The sequence below is a fragment of the Segatella oris genome (assembly GCF_900637655.1).
Lineage (GTDB): Bacteria > Bacteroidota > Bacteroidia > Bacteroidales > Bacteroidaceae > Prevotella > Prevotella oris.
This window is the reverse complement of record NZ_LR134384.1, coordinates 1,524,296-1,544,247: the sequence shown is the minus strand read 5'-3', so window position 1 is coordinate 1,544,247 and position 19,952 is coordinate 1,524,296. Positions and strand designations below refer to the sequence as shown.

The 19,952-nt window shown below is 43.1% G+C and carries 20 protein-coding genes, 2 tRNA genes and 2 pseudogenes; 6 read left to right on the top strand and 18 right to left on the bottom strand.

Going from position 1 to position 19,952, the window contains the following annotated elements; genetic code table 11:
• Positions 1-397 precede the first annotated feature (397 nt).
• From tssD (EL210_RS06410) to EL210_RS14045, 6 genes are all read left to right on the top strand, one after another.
• Positions 398-796, top strand: a complete 399-nt coding sequence (gene tssD / locus EL210_RS06410; protein WP_004371075.1) for a type VI secretion system tube protein TssD — start codon at positions 398-400, stop codon at positions 794-796.
• Between the two features lie 99 nt (positions 797-895).
• Positions 896-2,428: a type VI secretion system Vgr family protein gene (locus EL210_RS06405; protein WP_232000457.1), complete on the top strand. Its 1,533-nt coding sequence runs from the start codon at positions 896-898 to the stop codon at positions 2,426-2,428.
• Positions 2,418-2,783, top strand: a complete 366-nt coding sequence (locus EL210_RS13780) for a hypothetical protein (RefSeq protein ID WP_018921267.1) — start codon at positions 2,418-2,420, stop codon at positions 2,781-2,783. The genes EL210_RS06405 and EL210_RS13780 overlap by 11 nt, the downstream gene beginning before the upstream one ends.
• A 157-nt stretch (positions 2,784-2,940) precedes the next feature.
• Positions 2,941-3,660 carry a hypothetical protein gene (locus EL210_RS06400; RefSeq protein ID WP_018921268.1) on the top strand — a complete coding sequence of 240 codons (720 nt, stop codon included), beginning with the start codon at positions 2,941-2,943 and terminating at the stop codon, positions 3,658-3,660.
• A gap of 18 nt (positions 3,661-3,678) precedes the next feature.
• Positions 3,679-3,912: a hypothetical protein gene (locus EL210_RS06395; protein WP_081620305.1), complete on the top strand. Its 234-nt coding sequence runs from the start codon at positions 3,679-3,681 to the stop codon at positions 3,910-3,912.
• Positions 3,913-3,917: 5 nt separating this feature from the next.
• Positions 3,918-4,214, top strand: a complete 297-nt coding sequence (locus EL210_RS14045; RefSeq protein ID WP_406675734.1) for a hypothetical protein — start codon at positions 3,918-3,920, stop codon at positions 4,212-4,214.
• A gap of 671 nt (positions 4,215-4,885) precedes the next feature.
• Here the strand turns inward: EL210_RS14045 and EL210_RS06380 are convergent.
• The 18 genes and pseudogenes from EL210_RS06380 to EL210_RS06290 all read right to left on the bottom strand — a co-directional run bounded on the left by EL210_RS06380 (position 4,886) and on the right by EL210_RS06290 (position 19,952).
• A pseudogene (locus tag EL210_RS06380) lies at positions 4,886-6,091 on the bottom strand (IS256 family transposase).
• 61 nt (positions 6,092-6,152) lie between these two features.
• Positions 6,153-6,551 carry a hypothetical protein gene (locus EL210_RS06375; protein WP_025879894.1) on the bottom strand — a complete coding sequence of 133 codons (399 nt, stop codon included), beginning with the start codon at positions 6,549-6,551 and terminating at the stop codon, positions 6,153-6,155.
• A gap of 164 nt (positions 6,552-6,715) precedes the next feature.
• The gene (locus EL210_RS06370) at positions 6,716-6,892 is read right to left on the bottom strand and encodes an Imm70 family immunity protein (protein ID WP_081780121.1); all 177 of its coding nucleotides are present in this window, start codon (positions 6,890-6,892) and stop codon (positions 6,716-6,718) included.
• Positions 6,808-7,131, bottom strand: a pseudogene (locus EL210_RS14040) (Imm70 family immunity protein). The gene EL210_RS06370 and the pseudogene EL210_RS14040 overlap by 85 nt, the downstream one beginning before the upstream one ends.
• 194 nt (positions 7,132-7,325) lie before the next feature.
• Positions 7,326-8,054 (bottom strand): hypothetical protein, encoded by a 729-nt coding sequence (locus EL210_RS06355; RefSeq protein WP_018921286.1) that lies wholly within the window; start codon positions 8,052-8,054, stop codon positions 7,326-7,328.
• 16 nt (positions 8,055-8,070) lie between these two features.
• Entirely contained in the window at positions 8,071-9,678 is a 1,608-nt protein-coding gene (locus EL210_RS06350) for a polymorphic toxin-type HINT domain-containing protein (protein WP_126370216.1), read from the bottom strand.
• A 9-nt stretch (positions 9,679-9,687) separates the two neighbouring features.
• Entirely contained in the window at positions 9,688-11,550 is a 1,863-nt protein-coding gene (locus tag EL210_RS06345) for a type VI secretion system Vgr family protein (RefSeq protein ID WP_232000455.1), read from the bottom strand.
• A gap of 99 nt (positions 11,551-11,649) precedes the next feature.
• Positions 11,650-12,048, bottom strand: a complete 399-nt coding sequence (gene tssD, locus EL210_RS06340; protein WP_004371075.1) for a type VI secretion system tube protein TssD — start codon at positions 12,046-12,048, stop codon at positions 11,650-11,652.
• Positions 12,049-12,670: 622 nt separating this feature from the next.
• Positions 12,671-12,744, bottom strand: a tRNA-Asp gene (locus tag EL210_RS06335).
• A 27-nt stretch (positions 12,745-12,771) separates the two neighbouring features.
• Positions 12,772-12,845, bottom strand: a tRNA-Asp gene (locus EL210_RS06330).
• 75 nt (positions 12,846-12,920) lie between these two features.
• Entirely contained in the window at positions 12,921-13,430 is a 510-nt protein-coding gene (locus EL210_RS06325; RefSeq protein ID WP_018920083.1) for a GNAT family N-acetyltransferase, read from the bottom strand.
• The gene (locus EL210_RS06320) at positions 13,417-14,598 is read right to left on the bottom strand and encodes a glycosyltransferase family 2 protein (RefSeq protein ID WP_018920082.1); all 1,182 of its coding nucleotides are present in this window, start codon (positions 14,596-14,598) and stop codon (positions 13,417-13,419) included. Before EL210_RS06320 ends, EL210_RS06325 begins: the two co-directional genes overlap by 14 nt.
• 23 nt (positions 14,599-14,621) lie before the next feature.
• Positions 14,622-15,065: a hypothetical protein gene (locus EL210_RS06315; protein WP_018920081.1), complete on the bottom strand. Its 444-nt coding sequence runs from the start codon at positions 15,063-15,065 to the stop codon at positions 14,622-14,624.
• The gene (gene recR / locus EL210_RS06310; protein WP_004378790.1) at positions 15,062-15,673 is read right to left on the bottom strand and encodes a recombination mediator RecR; all 612 of its coding nucleotides are present in this window, start codon (positions 15,671-15,673) and stop codon (positions 15,062-15,064) included. The genes EL210_RS06315 and recR overlap by 4 nt, the downstream gene beginning before the upstream one ends.
• Positions 15,674-15,678: 5 nt before the next feature.
• Complete coding sequence (locus EL210_RS06305; protein WP_018920080.1) at positions 15,679-16,164, bottom strand: outer membrane beta-barrel protein; 486 nt, start codon at positions 16,162-16,164, stop codon at positions 15,679-15,681.
• Positions 16,165-16,268: 104 nt separating this feature from the next.
• Entirely contained in the window at positions 16,269-16,934 is a 666-nt protein-coding gene (locus EL210_RS06300) for a B3/B4 domain-containing protein (RefSeq protein WP_018920079.1), read from the bottom strand.
• An 89-nt stretch (positions 16,935-17,023) separates the two neighbouring features.
• Positions 17,024-18,187, bottom strand: coding sequence for a serpin family protein (locus tag EL210_RS06295; protein WP_025879482.1), 1,164 nt, complete (start codon positions 18,185-18,187; stop codon positions 17,024-17,026).
• A 673-nt stretch (positions 18,188-18,860) separates the two neighbouring features.
• Complete coding sequence (locus tag EL210_RS06290) at positions 18,861-19,952, bottom strand: ABC transporter permease (protein ID WP_018920077.1); 1,092 nt, start codon at positions 19,950-19,952, stop codon at positions 18,861-18,863.

Here is a 19,952-nt window from a genome sequence, read left to right as displayed (position 1 = left end):
CATTACAACTTGCATCAAATTATCTCACAATCTGCATCAAATTGCAATGCATAATGACTCAAACGATTTATCTTGATGCACAAAACTGTAAAATCAAACTCTATTTTCCGCTTTATATTTCTAATTGGCAAGAGCTTGGATTGTTAAATATTCCTAATCTACAAGTCTTTTAATCTGTTTTCCTTTGATTTTAGATTCCAATTTTTTCCCTTTGCTTTCAAAGACAACAGATTGCAATTCTTCCTCTTCTTTCCAGAGCAAGACTGTCTTTCAGCCTACAGAGGAGACTTCAAGAAGTTGTTGAGGTTTTCTCTTTTTTGTTTTCATGCCGACTTGATGACAGAATCCAGAAAGACCTCCGGTAACATTATCAACAACAATTAAAAAAGTTTTAATTATGGGTTCATTCAGAGCAACACTGGAATTGGGCGGCAAGGAATATGACGTCCTGTATTCAAATTACGAGTTCAGCAGAAACACTGACTCCAAGGGAAAGCCTTCATCAAGCATTTCAGGCGGAAGAGTATCTGTTACGGTAGAATCTACCGAAGACACTACTGCCATTGAGGCCATGCTCAACAGCCAGTTCAAGGCCGTTGACGGGAAAATCATCTACAAGAAGACCGAAGAGGATGCCAAGATGAAGGAGATAGAGTTCAAGAACGCCTACATCGTGCATTACAAGGAAACCCTTGATGCAACCAACGAGGTACCGATGACCATCGCCATGACCTTCTCGGCTGAGACCATTACCGTGGGCAATGCCGAGCTGGATAACCGCTGGCCAAAAGTATAACCACGACTGCAAGTAAGTCGGTAACAGGCCTTCCTGCCTCGGACAAGAAGCCGGAGGAGGAAGGCCTGATTTTCTTTTAAGGAATAGCAACAAAAAAACATGTCAATACTCAACCACAAGATTTCCGTAGGCATAGACGGAAAGCAGTTATTTTCCTTCAAGTCGCTAAAGCTACATCAGTCCATCAACAATCACCACCGTTTCGAGCTGCTTCTTGACCTTGAGGCTGGGGGAAACAGATATGCCCACAACCTCAAGGACAGTGCCAAATGGATTGGAAAGTCCTTCGCCGTGTATGCAGGGGAGAAATCGGAAACCACCTTCATGGGGGTCGTTACGGGCGTGAGCCTGCACAGGAGGAACAGTGATTTCGGACATATTCTGGTGTCGGGATACTCTGAGACCTACCGCCTCGAGACCGACCTGAACTTCAACTCATGGACAGGATGCACCCTGGCTGACATCATCAAGGAGATGGCTTCCAAGGCGGGGGTGAGTGCAAGGATAAATCCCGAATACACCGAGAAGCTCGACTACGTTTGCCAGTACAACGAGTCGGACTTCACGTTCATCAAGCGTCTTGCCCTGCAATACAACGAATGGCTCTACTATGACGGAATCGACCTGGTCTTCGGCCGACCCGTACATCTGCCGGATGCTGTGAAGCTCGAGTTCGGGACAAGCCTCTCGTCACTTGACATCGGAGTCAAGGTGCTGGCAAAGCCGGCAAAGGTGTTCTCCTATCATTCACTCAACGACCAGACCATTGCAGCAGAAACCCCGAACAAGCCCACCGACAAGGACCAGCTGGGCTATGAGGCTTTCCAGGCTTCGCTCGGGATGTACAGGAATCCTGCAAGGCAGTATGCCCTGCCCCGCATCCACTACACCTCAGAGATGACGAGATATGTCAGGAAGAAGCAGGAGGCAGCCACAGCCGAGTCGCACTATGTCCTGGGACAGAGTGAGGCGGCGACCCTCGTCACGGGAAGCGTAGTGGACTTGAAGAGTTCCTTCCTCGAGCGGGCGGGCAGCCTGACGAGCGAGTCACTGGGCGAGTTCTTCATCACCGAGATAACGCATACCGTGGGTGAGGACTGCTATTACAGCAACACGTTCAAGGCTATCCCGGCCGTTGTGGACACGCTGCCGGAACCTGAAGTGGAGATGCCTGTTGCCGAACCGCAGATGGCCAGGGTCACCAGGAATGACGACAAGTTTGGTCACGGCCGTGTACAGGTTCAGATGAACTGGCAGACGGAGAAGATGTCTACGGACTGGTTGCGCGTCATGGCGCCAGACGGTGGAAGCAGCGACCAGGTGAAAAGCAACCGTGGCTTCGTGTTCATTCCCGAGGTGGGTGACCAGGTGCTGGTGGGATTCCGACACGGTGACCCCAACAGACCCTATGTCATGGGAAGCCTGTTCAACGGAACTACGGGCGCAGGAGGCAGCAAAGGCAACAAGATAAAGAGTATTACGACAAGAAGTGGATGCTCACTGTTATTGAATGATGCCAAAGGTAGTGTCACCCTGCACGATAAGGGTGGGGTAAACATGAACTTTGACGGAGGAGGACAAGGAGAGAGAAGCCTCGAAGCTCTTGCCTGTTTTGGTAAACATGAACTTTGACGGAGGAGGACACTATCTACTTGAAGCTGGCTCTAAGACAACGACTTCTGTCGGCAAGGGGGGAAAAAGTATTCTGACTATGGACAGCGAGGGAGTTATTGATTTGAGCGGAGAAAAGAAAATAAGTATAAAGGTCGGTGATAATATATTAGAAATAAATAGTGAGGATAACTCTATAAGCCTTACAGCTAAAGTTATAAAGATTACAGCTACGCAAAGTATCACCATTGGGAATGGTCAGAAAAAGGCAGACACCTTATCTGGTATAGCCATCACTCAAACAGGTAATGTGGACATTGTCGGGAACCCTGTCAATATTAATAATGGTAAAGGTGGACTTGTCAATATAAAATAAAAAATCCAGGCACACATATTGGGAAGAATTACTGACTCATCAGAAGAAAGGTGAGATTAAGGTTTACAAACAACTGAAGTATAGATGTGAACAGTCTGTAACGACATATCTGAATGATGTTCCAGCAAGCAACGTACAGACCAAGGCAGACTATACCTTGCAAGGAATTGAAGACACAACAGGACACAAGGCTTATAGAGTGAAAATCGATGAGAATATCATCTCTATGTTCCCCGAGCAGTTTAGTGAAGCTGCCAAAATGATGGGAGATTTGGAGGCTGTCAAGTCTGATGTTGTAAGAATACTCAATCACGAAGAAGTTCTTAGCAGGTGGGAAGATTACAAACAGGGAATGAGAGAAAAATATGAATTTTTACAAGACAAACAGATAAGAGACAATATGGAGGGTTTTCTCAATATTGTGGGAAAACAAATAGCCAATGAGAGTGCACTCCTCGCTGAACTTCAACTGAAATTGCCTTTCCTGCTGCTGTTCGACAAGCATCTGGTGTCTTCGGATATATCGGCCAGTACGGAGCAGCAGGAATTCTCTTCTCCGCTGTTCGATCATATAACATTCCCATTGGAACTTCGCCAAGAAATAGTGAAAGAAACCCCAACGGAAATTCTGTTTACCCGTCACAATGTAGCGACAGAAATACCCAAAGATGTACTGAAAAGGATAGAGGAAATCTACAATCAGAAATATAAACCGACTGTAGGATATAGCTTTTCAACTTATAATGTAGATTATGGTATAAGATTTCAGACAGACAGGGAAGGTGTTTTTCTGCGAGAAGCACAAGGAAGTATTACGGAAGAAGTAGTCAATAATACTAGGCTTGCCATCAGTTTTACACTTAGGAAGATACAATAAACTATTAAGGCCGTTGATATGAAACAGTCATTTATAAGACAAGGAACCTGCGTGGTTTGCACCAATATGACTTGCGGAAAACCGCAGAAAGTAGGCGGTATCCGTGCAGAACGCTATGTGATGAATACGAAGGCGAAAGAAACTCATAATATTGATGCTGCATCCAAAAGAGTAATAGCAGAAAATGATTCAGACCAGAACGACGAAGATTTGAATAAGAATTTTATGGGTATAGTTGCCAATCAAACATGAGATAAATGATGAAACTAAGGATAAACTCGCCCTTTATAATAGCCAATCTTGTGCTTGTACCATTATATTTTTCTTTCACTACCTATTTTTTCTTTCGAGGTAACAGTGATGCCTATGATTATGTGGATACATATCTGAAGCAATCGAAAGTGATTAAACTGACAATTCCCAAACTATATGAAGAGAAAAGGGAGCGTTACAAATTTAGAGATGGGCGAAAAGGGGTGAGGGATTATAGGCAATTTATATTCTATATCTATAACTATCAAGCCACTATCATAGCCTACGCCAACACTATTTAATGGAATGATGCAAAATACGGAACAAAGGACTTGCCGATACCGATATTCGTTATCAAGTCGACTTATTTGTATAATAATACAGAGAAAATAGAGTATTTAAGTTTTCATAATGCAGAGAAAGTCAGTCCTGAAGCTACTCGTCAGTACGTGGAACAATACTTAGCACACTTCCTTCCTGAAGAGGAATTCGGCAGACTGTTTAAGGGAAGAAAGAAATAAAACTTTGAAATAGAAGTTTATAAGTATGGTTGCCAATCAAACATGAGATAAATGATAAAATTAAAGATCAACTCATCCTTTGTAATAGCCAATCTTGTGGTAATGCCACTGATTTCCATATTCATTACCTATTTCTTTCTTCGAGGTAACAATGATGTCTATGATTATATAGATACATATTTGAAGCAATCGAAAGTGATTAAATTGACTATCCCCGAAAAATATGAAGAGAAAAAAAGTATTATCAATTCAGTTATTCAAAAGGGCCACATAACAGCAGAGATTATTGGCAATTTATATTCTATTCCCCCCAATATCGTAAATACATCGCTATCGTAGGTTGTGTAATATCAACTGTGTCAAGGCTCTAATCCTTCATATTTCACCTCATTTTGGATAACACGATTTTTAATCGTGTTGGCCAGATGAGGAATCTTTCGTCCGAGGCAAAGTTACATGATTTCAAAACGTTCTCCAGATTTTATTGCTAATTGTTGTGATATCTGAGACCAGTTGGCAAGTGGCATAGTCCACTTCTCACGTATGTTCCGGTATGCCATATATACAAGCTTTTCGGGAGAAGTATCGGACGGGAAGACTCCTTTGTTCTTTGTTACCTTGCGTACTTGCCTGTGGTAGCCTTCAACCGTGTTGGTAGTGTATATCAGCTTACGTATCGCAGGTGTATACCGGAAGTATCCCGTGAGGCGTTCCCAGTTGTCACGCTATGATTTTATGACGATGGAATACGTTTCCCCCCACTTACCTTCGAGTGTGTCTAACTGTGTTTCTGCAGTCTCTTTGCTAACGGCACCATATACAGTCTTAAGGTCCCAGAGAAACTCCTTTTGATGCTTACTGCCAACGTACTTGATAGAGTTACGTATTTGATGGACAATACAGAGTTGGACACTTGTATTGGGGAATACGCTCTGTATAGCATCAGGGAAGCCTTTCAGACCATCAATACAGCATATCAATATATCCTGAACACCTCTGTTTTGAAGGTCACTTAGAACCTCTAACCAGAAGTTTGCACCTTCACTCTTGGAGATATACATACCAAGAAGTTCCTTGTGGCCTTCCTTGTTGATGCCTAAGACGTTGTAAATGGCGCGTGAGACCGCACGTCCGGTTTCGTCCTTCACCTTATAATGGATGGTATCCAGCCAGCATATTGCGTATACAGGGTCAAGCATTCGTGAACGCCATGCCTTGATTTCCGGCAGTACTCTGTCTGTGATGGAACTGATGGTTTCTGCAGATAGTCTGGTACCAAATTCACGCTCAAAACACTTGCTGATATCGCGGGTACTTGTACCAAAAGCATACATGTTTATAATCTGATCTGCCATACCTTCTGCAAGGATTGTCTCGCACTTTTTGACGGTCTGCGGTTCAAAGGAACCGTCACGGTCACGAGGTGTCTCAACAATGACCGCACCATAACAAGTTTGTACTTGCTTAGGCATTTTACCATTACGGCGATTGCCTTGTGAACGCTCTTCAGAAGTGAGATGGGCATCCATCTCACCTTCAAGAGCAGCATTTAAAATACGCTCCAACATTGGTGCCAAAGCACCATCCTTACTAAATAATGGTTCACCCTTACAAAGCTGTTCAGCAGCTCTCTTGTAATCAAATTCTTTGTTGTCCATAAAAAATAAACTGTATAAGACTGTTTCTTATTGTAGCCTGACACAGTTTACTTTACACTCTCTAAGGAGAAGGTTCAAAACGGTAACTCATATATGTACGTCCTAATTCATCTAAAAAAGAAACATTACATCCCTCACCTAAGAAGATAATAAAGGCATATGGCTGTTCGTTGAATTCCAATAGTGCCGTGACTTCGAAAGGAAATCCAATTTTGTCTAAGAGGCTATTGTACTCATTAGGAGCGATGCCTTTATTCCAAGCCATTTCAGCCATACTTCGGTTTCTTTCATAGGCAAAACGTGCCCATTGCTCCATAGTGTAGCTCTGTATCTCCTTAGGAACGCGCTTGGAAATTCTATTTTTATATTCACATTCGAAATTAAACAGTGTATCTTCTTCTGATTCAAGTTCGTAATATGCATAATTCCAATTTTGATAGAGCAATTTTAATTCTTCCATAATTTACCAGTTATTTAAGTCTTCCATTCTCACTTTCTCTTCAGGTACGATATCAACATTCTTTTGAGTTATTGTTCCTGCTTTGCGGGAAGCAGATAAATACACAAAGTTTTTTCATTCAGAAGTTCTATTCAATAATTAAGTAATATTCATCATTCATGAATCTACAATTGTTTAATTTCTACATTCTCATGGTCATCTTTCGCGCGCCCAAAAGCCTTAAATAGTACATCAAAAAGGTCTTCTCCTTCGCTTGTTACAAAATAATTGGACAAATCTGTAATGTCTTCCGAGATATCATTTCCCAAGGAGGTTGCTGTGACAAATCTTCTATATCCCATATTACTTTTTGAGGAGATATACAAGAAAATTCTTTTTTACAGTATGCAATTCATCTATTGCATTCCTTACATATTGTTTTCTCTAATAGCCCGTCGTACAAATGTTTCATCAAGTAAGGGAATCTATTTCCCCATTGTCCATTTTCCAGATGATATGCAATGTTTGAGAAGAAACAAAATAAAAAGTTTCCAGTACCAATTGTGTAAAAATCAGGTTCAACAAAAATTCCTACTGCCATAGCAACTAATTTTGGATTACAAATATAAGTTTTTTTTATTCCATCTTGAATGTTACTTCCAAATCTTTTGCATTTTTCTTTATCTCTTTTTAAATGTCTTTTGGGCTTCTTGTATCAATAACTGTAGTCTTCCTGATTAAGTTAAAGGGCATCTCTGACCAGAACGGTAGAGAAAGTCTCACCTATTCATCATCCTATTCCCAAGGGAATTTATTCGAATTGTCTTTATCTGTCAATGGCATTAGTTCGTCATCTTTCCAGCGTTTCATCTCAAACAAGGGAAGCCAGTCTCCGAATTCTGGGTACTTCTGCCAATTAGATTCTACGTTGACACGCTGTTCAGAATCATAAATTGTGCGCTCGTCACCTATTTCCTCTATCTTGCGAACTCTTCCATCTGGAGTAAATCCGTAGTCCGTATAGTCGTAATCCCAGTCTCCATCTTCGTCTTTTTCCTCATGATAATACCGCAAGGAAAGTTGATACAGAAACAAATAGCCCTTCCTGTTTCCCTTTTCGTTTTGATAAGGAGAAGGTTCAAAACGATAACTCATATAAATACGTCCTAACTCATCCAGAAAAGAGACAGTACCTCCTTCGCCAAGAAAGATCATGAAGGCATATGGCTGTTCGTTAGCTTCCAATAGTGCCGTGATTCCGAAAGGAAATCCTATTTTCATTAGAAGACTATTATATTCATTAGGGTCGATACCTTTATTCCAAGCTATTTCAGCCATACTTCGGTTTCTCTCATAGGCAAAACGTGCCCATTGCTCCATAGTGTAGCTCTGCATCTCTTTCGGTATACGCTTGGAAATTCGATATTTAAATTCACTTTCGAAATTAAATAATGTATCTTCTTCTGATTGGAGTTCGTAATATGAATAGTTCCAGTTCTGATAGAGCAATTTTAATTCTTCCATAATTATTATCTTTTTCTTACCAATTTTTTAGGTTGTCCATTGTAATATCTCTTTCTTCTTTAATATCTACTCCTTTTTTCTTTGCATATTGCTTAATATTTTTAGGTATTGGCTTTTCTTGTTTAGGGATGGAAAGAATAGTTTTGGCATCATCTCCTATTTTGGAAATTCCCTTATCCATTCTATCAGGATTCTGCACCCCTTGTCCCTTATAGCCTGCGACCTCGTCTATATATTTCTCTGCAGTTTCCTTGGTCACTTTGTGTAACTGTGTGGCCTTTCGGCTGATAACTTTCTTGCCGTCTTTCATCACAGTATCAACACGGCGCTTCATCCCTTTCAACCATACTTCGTGTGAAAACTCTTTCTTGCCGAGCTTCTCGGCCATCACTTTATTGAATTTGATGCCGCGTAATATACGCTGGGCATATTCAATTCCCATCCTTGCTAATTCTTTCAGGCAGGCATTATGCACCAGCCACTGCAATGCCCCCACGAAATAAGTATGCCAGTTAGAGACCTCAAAGTTATAAACTGTCCTCGGCTTATACGAGAATTTTACATCTTTTATTTCGATATCTTCCTTGTTTCTGCCCTTTATCCTATCACCTGTTTGCAGATCAGCGGCATCTTTCCAACCGTTTCCTGTAAGGAAAGGGTGCTCAGCAGTCGTCTCTATGATTTCCTTTTCCGTATATAGTTCAACGGTATGATCACTTTCACGAACCATCGTCCGGACGATTTCCTGCAATCCTGTCTCACCAGTCAATTCGTCATACGACCAGACCCTGTCACCGGCCTTGATATCCTCAATGTTCTTCAATCCGACAGCCGTATTGATTTTAGTCCCTGCGGGGAAACAGGCAAAGACACAGACATGCCCGGCAGAAGCCTTGCCGACAATCTTGTCAATAGATTTGCAGAAAGCTTTCCTTGCTCCCTTGACCGTTAGTTTCACTGCTGTTTTCAGCCCTGTCTTGCCGACCTGTTTGGCTACGGCTTTGGCAGCAGACTTGGCCGCAACCTTAACGCCAGCCTTAATACCGGCTTTACCTGCAGAGGAGGCAGCGGTAGTCGCCCCAAACGATACAAGCCCGGCAACATCCAAGGCTAGGAAACCGATGTTCATGGCCATCATTCCCCAGTTGCCTTTCATTCCCTCGCGAACAGCACCGACGATGGAACCGACTACGGGAATCAATTCTACAGTATCAAGCCAGCCCCAACCCTCATCTTCATCTTCCTTAGCCCCTTGCTCCTGCAAGGCTTTGATATCCTCTATTGCATCATCAGGCAACGGAATCTGGCCGCTGGTCACAAAATTAATCTTTCCGCCCAAGCTACAGGGCATCTCTGACCTGAACAGGAGGGTTTCTTGACCTTTTACCCGCAGCTTATAGGTCTTCTGCCATTCCGTACAAGCAGGCACACAAGGCTTTTGCGTAAGACTGCAGATGCCGAACGTGGGAATGTTCACGAGCGGCTGCTTGTCAAGCTTGTTGGCAACAAGGCATCCTTGTATCTTAATGTGCGTGTTGTGGGTCGGGAGGAAGAATGCAGGAGCAGCTCCCTTATCGCACACCATCAGGGCATTCCTTACCACATATTCCAATTGGTCTGCCATAACTCTCTATTAAATGATGTCAGTATCACTGGAAGAGATTTTCATACTCGATCCTCCATCCATATTAACCCCATCAGCTTGTATCTTCAAATGTTCTTTCGTATCCAATGACGAAATTCGAGAATTTAAAGAGAGTGTATCGCTTTCAGAAGAAATTCCCGTCTGGGCTTTCAAGCCGATACCCTTACTTTCAGCACTGATTTTGATATCTTCCGTATCTGATTTCAGACTGACAGTCTTGAGTGCCGCCATCTCAATTACTCCGTTCTTTGTGCCATCTTTGCTCACGGAGGATGATTGAAGACCAATCTTATTGGAAGCGTTGAGCATGATGTTGGCGGCATTCAAGGTTATAGTCTGGGGAGCAGTAATATTGATACTGGAACCTTTGGTGTCCATATGAAAAACATTACCTTTGGCATCCTTTAATGTTATTCCCCAATTGCCATTCTCCATATCATTGAAAGCCAGCGTGTGTCCACTTCTCGTTACGATTGTCTTAGTAATATTTTCCTTTCCGCCTCCTGCGCCCGTAGTTCCGTTGAACAGGCTTCCCATGACATAGGGTCTGTTGGGGTCACCGTGTCGGAATCCCACCAGCACCTGGTCACCCACCTCGGGAATGAACACGAAGCCACGGTTGCTTTTCACCTGGTCGCTGCTTCCACCGTCTGGCGCCATGACGCGCAACCAGTCCGTAGACATCTTCTCCGTCTGCCAGTTCATCTGAACCTGTACACGGCCGTGACCAAACTTGTCGTCATTCCTGGTGACCCTGGCCATCTGCGGTTCGGCAACAGGCATCTCCACTTCAGGTTCCGGCAGCGTGTCCACAACGGCCGGGATAGCCTTGAACGTGTTGCTGTAATAGCAGTCCTCACCCACGGTATGCGTTATCTCGGTGATGAAGAACTCGCCCAGTGACTCGCTCGTCAGGCTGCCCGCCCGCTCGAGGAAGGAACTCTTCAAGTCCACTACGCTTCCCGTGACGAGGGTCGCCGCCTCACTCTGTCCCAGGACATAGTGCGACTCGGCTGTGGCTGCCTCCTGCTTCTTCCTGACATATCTCGTCATCTCTGAGGTGTAGTGGATGCGGGGCAGGGCATACTGCCTTGCAGGATTCCTGTACATCCCGAGCGAAGCCTGGAAAGCCTCATAGCCCAGCTGGTCCTTGTCGGTGGGCTTGTTCGGGGTTTCTGCTGCAATGGTCTGGTCGTTGAGTGAATGATAGGAGAACACCTTTGCCGGCTTTGCCAGCACCTTGACTCCGATGTCAAGTGACGAGAGGCTTGTCCCGAACTCGAGCTTCACAGCATCCGGCAGATGTACGGGTCGGCCGAAGACCAGGTCGATTCCGTCATAGTAGAGCCATTCGTTGTATTGCAGGGCAAGACGCTTGATGAACGTGAAGTCCGACTCGTTGTACTGGCAAACGTAGTCGAGCTTCTCGGTGTATTCGGGATTTATCCTTGCACTCACCCCCGCCTTGGAAGCCATCTCCTTGATGATGTCAGCCAGGGTGCATCCTGTCCATGAGTTGAAGTTCAGGTCGGTCTCGAGGCGGTAGGTCTCAGAGTATCCCGACACCAGAATATGTCCGAAATCACTGTTCCTCCTGTGCAGGCTCACGCCCGTAACGACCCCCATGAAGGTGGTTTCCGATTTCTCCCCTGCATACACGGCGAAGGACTTTCCAATCCATTTGGCACTGTCCTTGAGGTTGTGGGCATATCTGTTTCCCCCAGCCTCAAGGTCAAGAAGCAGCTCGAAACGGTGGTGATTGTTGATGGACTGATGTAGCTTTAGCGACTTGAAGGAAAATAACTGCTTTCCGTCTATGCCTACGGAAATCTTGTGGTTGAGTATTGACATGTTTTTTTGTTGCTATTCCTTAAAAGAAAATCAGGCCTTCCTCCTCCGGCTTCTTGTCCGAGGCAGGAAGGCCTGTTACCGACTTACTTGCAGTCGTGGTTATACTTTTGGCCAGCGGTTATCCAGCTCGGCATTGCCCACGGTAATGGTCTCAGCCGAGAAGGTCATGGCGATAGTCATCGGTACCTCGTTGGTTGCATCAAGGGTTTCCTTGTAATGCACGATGTAGGCGTTCTTGAACTCGATTTCCTTCATCTTGGCATCCTCTTCGGTCTTCTTGTAGATGATTTTTCCGTCAACGGCCTTGAACTGGCTGTTGAGCATGGCCTCAATGGCAGTGGTATCCTCTGTAGATTCTACCGTAACAGATACTCTTCCGCCGGAAATGCTTGACGACGGCTTGCCTTTAGAGTCAGTATTGCGGCTGAACTCGTAGTTTGAATACAGGACGTCATATTCCTTGCCGCCCAATTCCAATGTTGCTCTGAATGAACCCATAATTAAAACTTTTTAAATTGTTAATAATAATAACCGGAGGTCTTTCTGGATTCTGTCGTCAAGTCGGCATGAAAACAAAAAAGAGAAAACCTCAACAACTTCTTGAAGTCTCCTCTGTAGGCTGAAAGACAGTCTTGCTCTGGAAAGAAGAGGAAGAATTGCAATCTGTTGTCTTCGAAAGCAAAGATAGGAAATAGGAGTCTAAAGACAAAGGAAAACAGATCAAAAGACTTATAGATTAAGAATGTTTAACATTTAGTAATTTCAACTACCTGTTTTTAATTGTAGCCATAGTATGGACCTTGTGCAGCCAGAACTAAAAAGTTGTGTAGCCATTTGTATCCACAACCATGCTGCAAAATTCAACATAATTTCCAAATGATGAGCAATTCTTACGTACTCCTGATGTACTCTGTAGCCACTCTTGGCTACAATTTTTGAAATTCAAAAATTTTTGTAGCTGAATTGTAGCCGTTGTGGAGTATTTTGGGATATTTTTGTGTATCTACACATACTCCAAAAAAAAGAAATGATACAAAACATAAGTATCATAACTCCATGAAGTTATGACACTTACATTTTTCTTTAGAAATCTCTGATACTATTTTCAGAGTACTTAAAGCGGTGCGTACGAGACTCGAACTCGTGACCTCCTGCGTGACAGGCAGGCATTCTAACCAACTGAACTAACGCACCAGTCGGCAAATTCAACAGAGATAACAGCGGTGCGTACGAGACTCGAACTCGTGACCTCCTGCGTGACAGGCAGGCATTCTAACCAACTGAACTAACGCACCAATGCACCTTGTTCTGAATTGCGAGTGCAAAGGTAATGATAATATTTTATTCTTCCAAACGTTTCTATGCCTTTTTTATAAAAAATATTGCAATAAATGCGCATCAATAAAGGCTCCCTCATCACACAACCAATCCTTCAAAACAACATTATCACTGAAACCCAATGATTTAAGAAGATGCAGAGAGGGAATATTTGCAACCGATACGACAGCATAAACCTGATGCAGATGTATCACCTTTCGGGCATAGTGGAGCATGAGTTTTAGAGCTTCTGTGGCGTAACCACAACGGCGATAGCTGCGTTGAATGATAATTCCGACCTCTGCCCTATTGTGTTGTGGATTGAAATCTACAAGATCAACCAAACCGACACATTGTCCTTCAGAATTCTCTATCATGAGTCTCACCTGCCGATCTGTATAGATATCCCCTGTAGCATGGGCGATATAATCATGCAACAGATAGCGGGAATAAGGCACATTTACAGCACCGACATGCCACATTTCGGCATCGTTTTCAATCTCATAGAGCACATCAAGATCCTCGGGCTCCATGGCTCTGAGTTTCACTTTACCCTCCTTCATATATAATTTCCTCTGCAGTTATCAGGGTTTTACGGCGATATGTACCCAACGAACAGCGTTCATCAGCACGCAGGACCATATCTTTCAACACATAGGCATAGCTGAAAACCTCCATGTCATAAACCAAATAGAAACGTTGACAAGCCTCTTCAAGAGAAACTGAAGGCATCGAAGTCTGGTTGCCCTCAATGAAACGAGCCTTCAAGCCATTATTTATTGCAAGCTTTCGGCAGGCATCAAGCATTGCCTCGCAACCAATAAAAATATAGCAACTGTCATCTTTCTGATGCTTTGAAGACAGGTTAAAAGCCCGCAATATCATACTTATTAACTGATGAAACATGGCGGCCAAGGCCTTGAAGAAAATGGCAAACTTCAATGGCATGCCAATCAATGAGGCAGCAGAATAGTGCTTACGGATAAAAATAAGCATGGCCTTATAAAACACATGCACGTAACGAAAAGAAGTCTTTGCAGTGCTTTCGCCTTTATAATGCAGTATATAGAGTGGCAAATACCAGTTCTGCCAACCGTTGTGGAGCAGCTGATAGCTCAGTTCAATGTCCTCCCCATACATGAAATAATCCTCATCCAACAAACCTACTTGCAGCAAAGCCTCACGTCGCAACAAACAAAAAGCACCGCTGACAACCTCTATTTGCCGGGCATCATTCCACGGAATGCCTCCCATATAATAATGTGCAAGGCGGTTGTTATTAGGAAAAAGTCGACAGAGTCCTGTCATTTTATAAAATGCAGTCATAGGAGTTGGAAGCCCACGGCGACTTTCCAAAGCAGGCTTACCATCAGCTTTGAGCATGCAAACTCCTGCAGATCCAGCCTCAGGATGCTGTTGCATGAAAGCCAAAGCATCTTTCAGAACATCTTCACCGACAATCGTATCTGGGTTCAACAGCAGCACATACTCTCCTCTACTCTGTCGGATACCAATATTATTGGCACATGCAAAGCCTTGATTATGAAAGCTCTGAATAAATTGAACATCGGGAAAAAGTGGCTTCAGATAAGCCACACTATCATCTTTCGAGTGGTTATCAACAACGATTATCTCGGCTTCAAGCCCTTCTATGGCACGGCAAACGGAGCAAAGACATTGCTCCAAATAAAGCCTGACATTATAGCTGACGATGATTACCGAGAGTTGCATAATCTGCCAAGAAGATTGATAATTTAAGACTTGAGCATATCATTGTACTCCTGTTCACAGCGTTCTTGCGAAGGAAATACAAAGAAGCAGGCCAAGAAAAGAATAATAGCCATATAACCAAAAGCCACATTCATAAAGAGATAATAAAGCACTGCATTGACCAACATCGGCGCTAAAAGCATATCAAGCCGCACAAGTGAGAATGCAAGAAAGGTGCTATGAAGCTGACTGTTGTCTTTTCTTACAGTCTCACGAATAGTGCCAAACTTAAACAATCTAAGTGCAATGGGAATGGAACAAATCGTGATAATCTCCATCACCGAAGTGAGCATAAAGTCAGAATTGGCATCAGTATGCAACGTTCCTACAAGCTCAAACACATCGTTTTCATTGAGAACGACCCATAACAAAGCTACCCCCAATGAGAAAAGATAATTGAGAAGAAGAATTTTCTGAATGCGTTTCATTGTTTAAAAGGTGTTCGGTTAATAATAGACCGACCGAGGGTCACCTCATCGGTATATTCAAGTTCATCGCCAACAGAGATGCCACGAGCTATCACACTGACGTCAACCCCATAGGCTGCAAGCTTGCGTGAGATGTAGAAATTCGTCGTATCACCCTCCATGGTGGAGCTTAAGGCAAGAATAACTTCCTTCACTTTGCCACCCTTCACACGCTCCACAAGCGACTCTATCTCTATATCATTAGGGCCAATACCGTCCATTGGCGAGATGATACCGCCCAAAACATGATACAACCCGTTATACTGCTGGGTCTTTTCTACGGCCATAACGTCCTGAATATTCTCCACTACGCAGATTGTAGTGTCGTCCCTTCGGATGTCAGAACATATCGGACACACATCTGTATCACTGATATTATGACATACCTTGCAGTATTTCACATCATGCTTCAGTGTAGTGATGGCCTTTCCAAAGGCATCTACTTCTTCATTTTCACGCCGGAGCATATACAATACAAGGCGCAAAGCTGATTTGCGCCCTATACCTGGCAGCTTAGCAAACTCGCTTACTGCCTTCTCCAACAATGCAGAAGGATATTTATCTGACATGAAAATTAGAGATAAATGCCAAAACCGACCTTCAAACCAACGGTAGAATATTTGCTATGATCCTTGAAACTCTGATCGTAGTAGACAGCAGGTTCGATGGTTACCGTACGACTAATGAAGAAAGCATAACCCACTTCAACGCCTGGCATGAAGTCATTATAACTCTTGGTATGCACGAATTTAGCATTGACACCAAGGTAAATACCATTCTGTTCTATATAGTAACGACCACCAACACCCAGTGACATACTGTTTGGAGTGCCTTTACTTGAACTTGTCTGGAAACTTGCATTACCTAACAACATCAGGTCATCTTCAATCATATAACCCAATTTTGCCTGAACACCAAGGTTCAGTTCATCAGCTCCGTTATAGCTTAAATTCAGACCGCTTAATGATGCTCCGGAATAAAGTTTACCTTCTTCAAACTGTGCACTGGCAGTAATCGTCATCAACAATGCTGTCACCAGCAGGATAATTTTCTTCTTCATAATTCTGTTTTTCCTTATAAAACTCTAATTAAATAGTTAAATATACATGGAGTAATAGTGCAAATTTAATGATTTTATCACAGCCTGCAAAATTTTGGACGGCTTTATTTATAGACAAAGAAACGGCCTCCGTCGCTGCCGGCATACTTTCGAAGCAGCTTTTGAATATACAAAGCATTGGCTCTGACACTGTCTTCTTTGCCGTCATATCCATTGATAAGCACCAAGAGATGAGTTGTTTGAGCCGTTATCTTCGTGCGTTCATGATCGCTGGTAGGCGTTCCTACGCCCCCGATTTCATCGCGATAAACAGGCAAGCCCTCTATGTTTATCAAGCCACGTCCTATCCCTTCATAAGGTTCATCGGCCTTTCCTATGCCTAAAGTCAGCTGTTCACCCACCATTTTATCAGCGTCAAAACCACCTATACTATATCCATAGACTATCGAAGCCAAGTTAATCAAGTCTACCAAAGTATCGATTTGGTAAAGCTTCTTTCCTTGTAATATTCTACGAATTAAAGCTTCAGAGGCAGGACGATAGCGCGAAGGATCCTTTCCACAAGCTCGATATATGCGACGGGTTGCTGCAATTCCACTGACATCTTTCAGTGTTTCTGTGGTAAGTTCAGCGCGAAACCGTTCACTAATTGCATGAATTTCCTTCCACAATTCACTGTTATAACAGGAGTTAACAACCTTAGCTTCCACGCAAGCCCCAACGAAATCAGGACAAACTCCCTCTATTTCCTTACTTACAATGACTTTCATAACGAACACAAATGTAGGCAAAAAAATCAAGAAATATAGGCTTTCATTTCACAAAAACAAATCGAATAGCTCACGACAAGCCCATTGTTTTAAGGTTGCTGATACTCTCCCATGAAACAAATTGCGCCAAACCGATTGGTCACTACATAGAAAAATGGATGATCGCAGCACACAGAACGCTTCTCTATTTCCTTTTTCATAGGTTCATCAATGGCACTAAGTACAGCCACTTCCACCGTAGTTTTAGCCTCAGCATGCGTGCGCTGTTCATTGAAATCAATCTTCACTTCCTGCTTGACATCATCAACATAGGCTCGTTCTGCCACCATATTGGAGAGGTTGGCACGCTTGCTGTCGAAAGCATCCTGCATGCCTAACTGCTTCAAAACGCTTTTCATGCCATTCTTCTTGGCTACACTGAACTTTGGAAACCATAGACTTACATCGGCCATCTTCATCTGTTTCATGGCCTGTTGCCATACAGTAGCATTCAAACTCGAAACAATAGGTTCTAACTTTTTCCCTGTCTTAGGCAGTAATACATAGAGATTGAAGTCGCCTTTATATGGAATTTTAACCAACTGATAATCATCCGTTTCCATATAATTGAGGTCGAATTGCCCCCTCATCATCGGCACCTTGGTTGCCTTTCCCTGTTCGGTCGTGAATGAATGAGGCTCCGTCTCCGTTGGTTCAAAAGCCTCTTTCCACACTCCTTCAAACGTCAATGTGTTGCTGAGAATTATCTTTTGAGCTTCATCTCCTGCTTCGATTGCAGCAAAATAATTCCGTATCATGCGCTCTTCAAAGGCCGGGAGCAAGTTAACGCCTGCGCCAACAGCCACCTTGTTCTCGCTTGTCAGTGTAGCAACTTCGTCATCAGGACTTTCCGAACGACTCTTCACCGTTGCAGCATCAGCCAATAACATCTTACAACATAAACTGTCTGCTAATCCTTCTCGCCCTAAAACATGATTTATCTGCTGTTGTGTCATATCCTCTGCACCGGCATTCAGCATATTCAAAGCATAGCAAAGACCAAGTGGAGAAACCAAGATATTCTCTTGATCACTGTGCATCTTGTGGAGCAACTGAAAGGCCACGCCATTCACCATACTGTCAATTTCAACGCGTTCCGTGCCGTTCACCGTGAATTTACCATATTTTCCTGCAGCCTCTTCCTGTAGAGTCGGTGCCTTACAAGCTACTAAAAGTGCAGCCAAAGCCCCTATATACCATTTTGTTTTCATCATGTTTTGATAATGTTTTAATTTGAATTTATACCAAATGACTATCCTATTTATCATAGCTTCTTTTGCAAAGATAAGACTTTTTCATACAGATTGCTATATTTTTCATATGAATTTTCCTTAAAAGTACAGACAAGAGAAAGGATCTAATGCCTCTGAAAATGGATATGAAGTACTCACTAAATAGTATAACTATGTAAATTTTGCATCACGGTTTTTAACACTTCAAGACACGACCAAATAGAAAATAAAAAATAAAGAAACAGACTATTTTGGCCCATTACACACTGCCAGGAATTCAAAATCCTTGCTCCTTGTGTGCAATTCAAGCCACTTTAGCATGTCATTTGCGCCATTTCAGCGTATAATCTGCATCACTTCAGCGTGCAATTTGACCTAGATTGTAGGCTAACTTGCGTCAAATTGCATGATATTTTCATATCAAGTAAGCATGAAAAATCTATCAAATGAAATAACATGTTGACTTTCAAAAACTTACAAAACAGTCTTAAAACACCCGTATTTCCGTCCAACTGATTTTGATTTTTGAATATCGCAAGCATTTGAAAGCTTTTGTAAAAGAAATTATAAACCTATCCGAACCTCTCTTTCGAAGAGGTAGAATAGATTAAAAATCATACTTTCTTCTTTCTGAGGAGTAAGGAGAAGCTTGCTTTCAACTATTCTTCCGATAGCTCAAAACAGCCCAACTATCAAAGAAAATGGCAAATCCCGTGAGGCCAAGCAACTGAGGAAGAATGCTATGAAAATCCCCTCCGCGCACAAAAACCGTACGAATGCCATCAATAAAATAGGTTACCGGATTTATATATGTCGTCAGATAGGCCCACCGGGGCATAGAGCGCACGGGCGTGAGCAAGCCACTCATCAACATGAACACTAACAAAAAGAACCATAATACGAACATAGCCTGCTGCATGGTCTGGTTGTAATTGGAGATTACAAGACCGAAACCACTGAAGACAAAGGCCAAGAGAAGGGCTAAAAGATAAACTAATCCCAAGTTCCCCTCACACGTAAAACCATAGATAAGCCATGCCAAACCAAAGCAGATTGTCATCACAACCAATCCAAGAAGCCAGTAAGGAATGAGTTTTGCCATGATAAACACTGACTTACTCACAGGCGTTACGTTGATAGCTTCAATGGTTCCGGCCTCCTTCTCGCTTACGATATTCAGCGCAGGCAAAGCTCCACAGACAATCATCAGTAGGAGTCCCATGAGCGAAGGGATCATAAACAGCTTACTATCCAAATGCTTATTATATAGATATAAGGTAGAAACACGGTCGTTCAAGGCTGTAATCAGCCCCTCGGGAGTTACCGCTTCGGTTACAATGCGGTTCATATAAGCAGCCCCCAGCATGCCTTTCGACCCATTGACAGCATTCACAGCTATAAGCACTTGAGGGTTTTCACCTCGCATTCTGTCGCGTTCAAAATGGGCGGGAAGCTCCACTATCACGTCTGCTTCAGACTGTTCTACGGCACTCAAAGCATCAGTATAGGAAGTCTTTTGTCCTTTGAAGACGAAATAATGACTGGCTTCTATACGATGCACCAACTGTTGCGAGAGTGTCGATCGGTCGTTATCAACCACTACCACCGCGACATTTTTCACCTCCATATTCATCACCCAGGGAAACACACACATGATAACCACAGGATAAATCAGCGCTAACACTTTCAGAAAGCGATTGCGCCACATCTGTAAGAACTCCTTATAAACGAGATAACGTATCAGCAT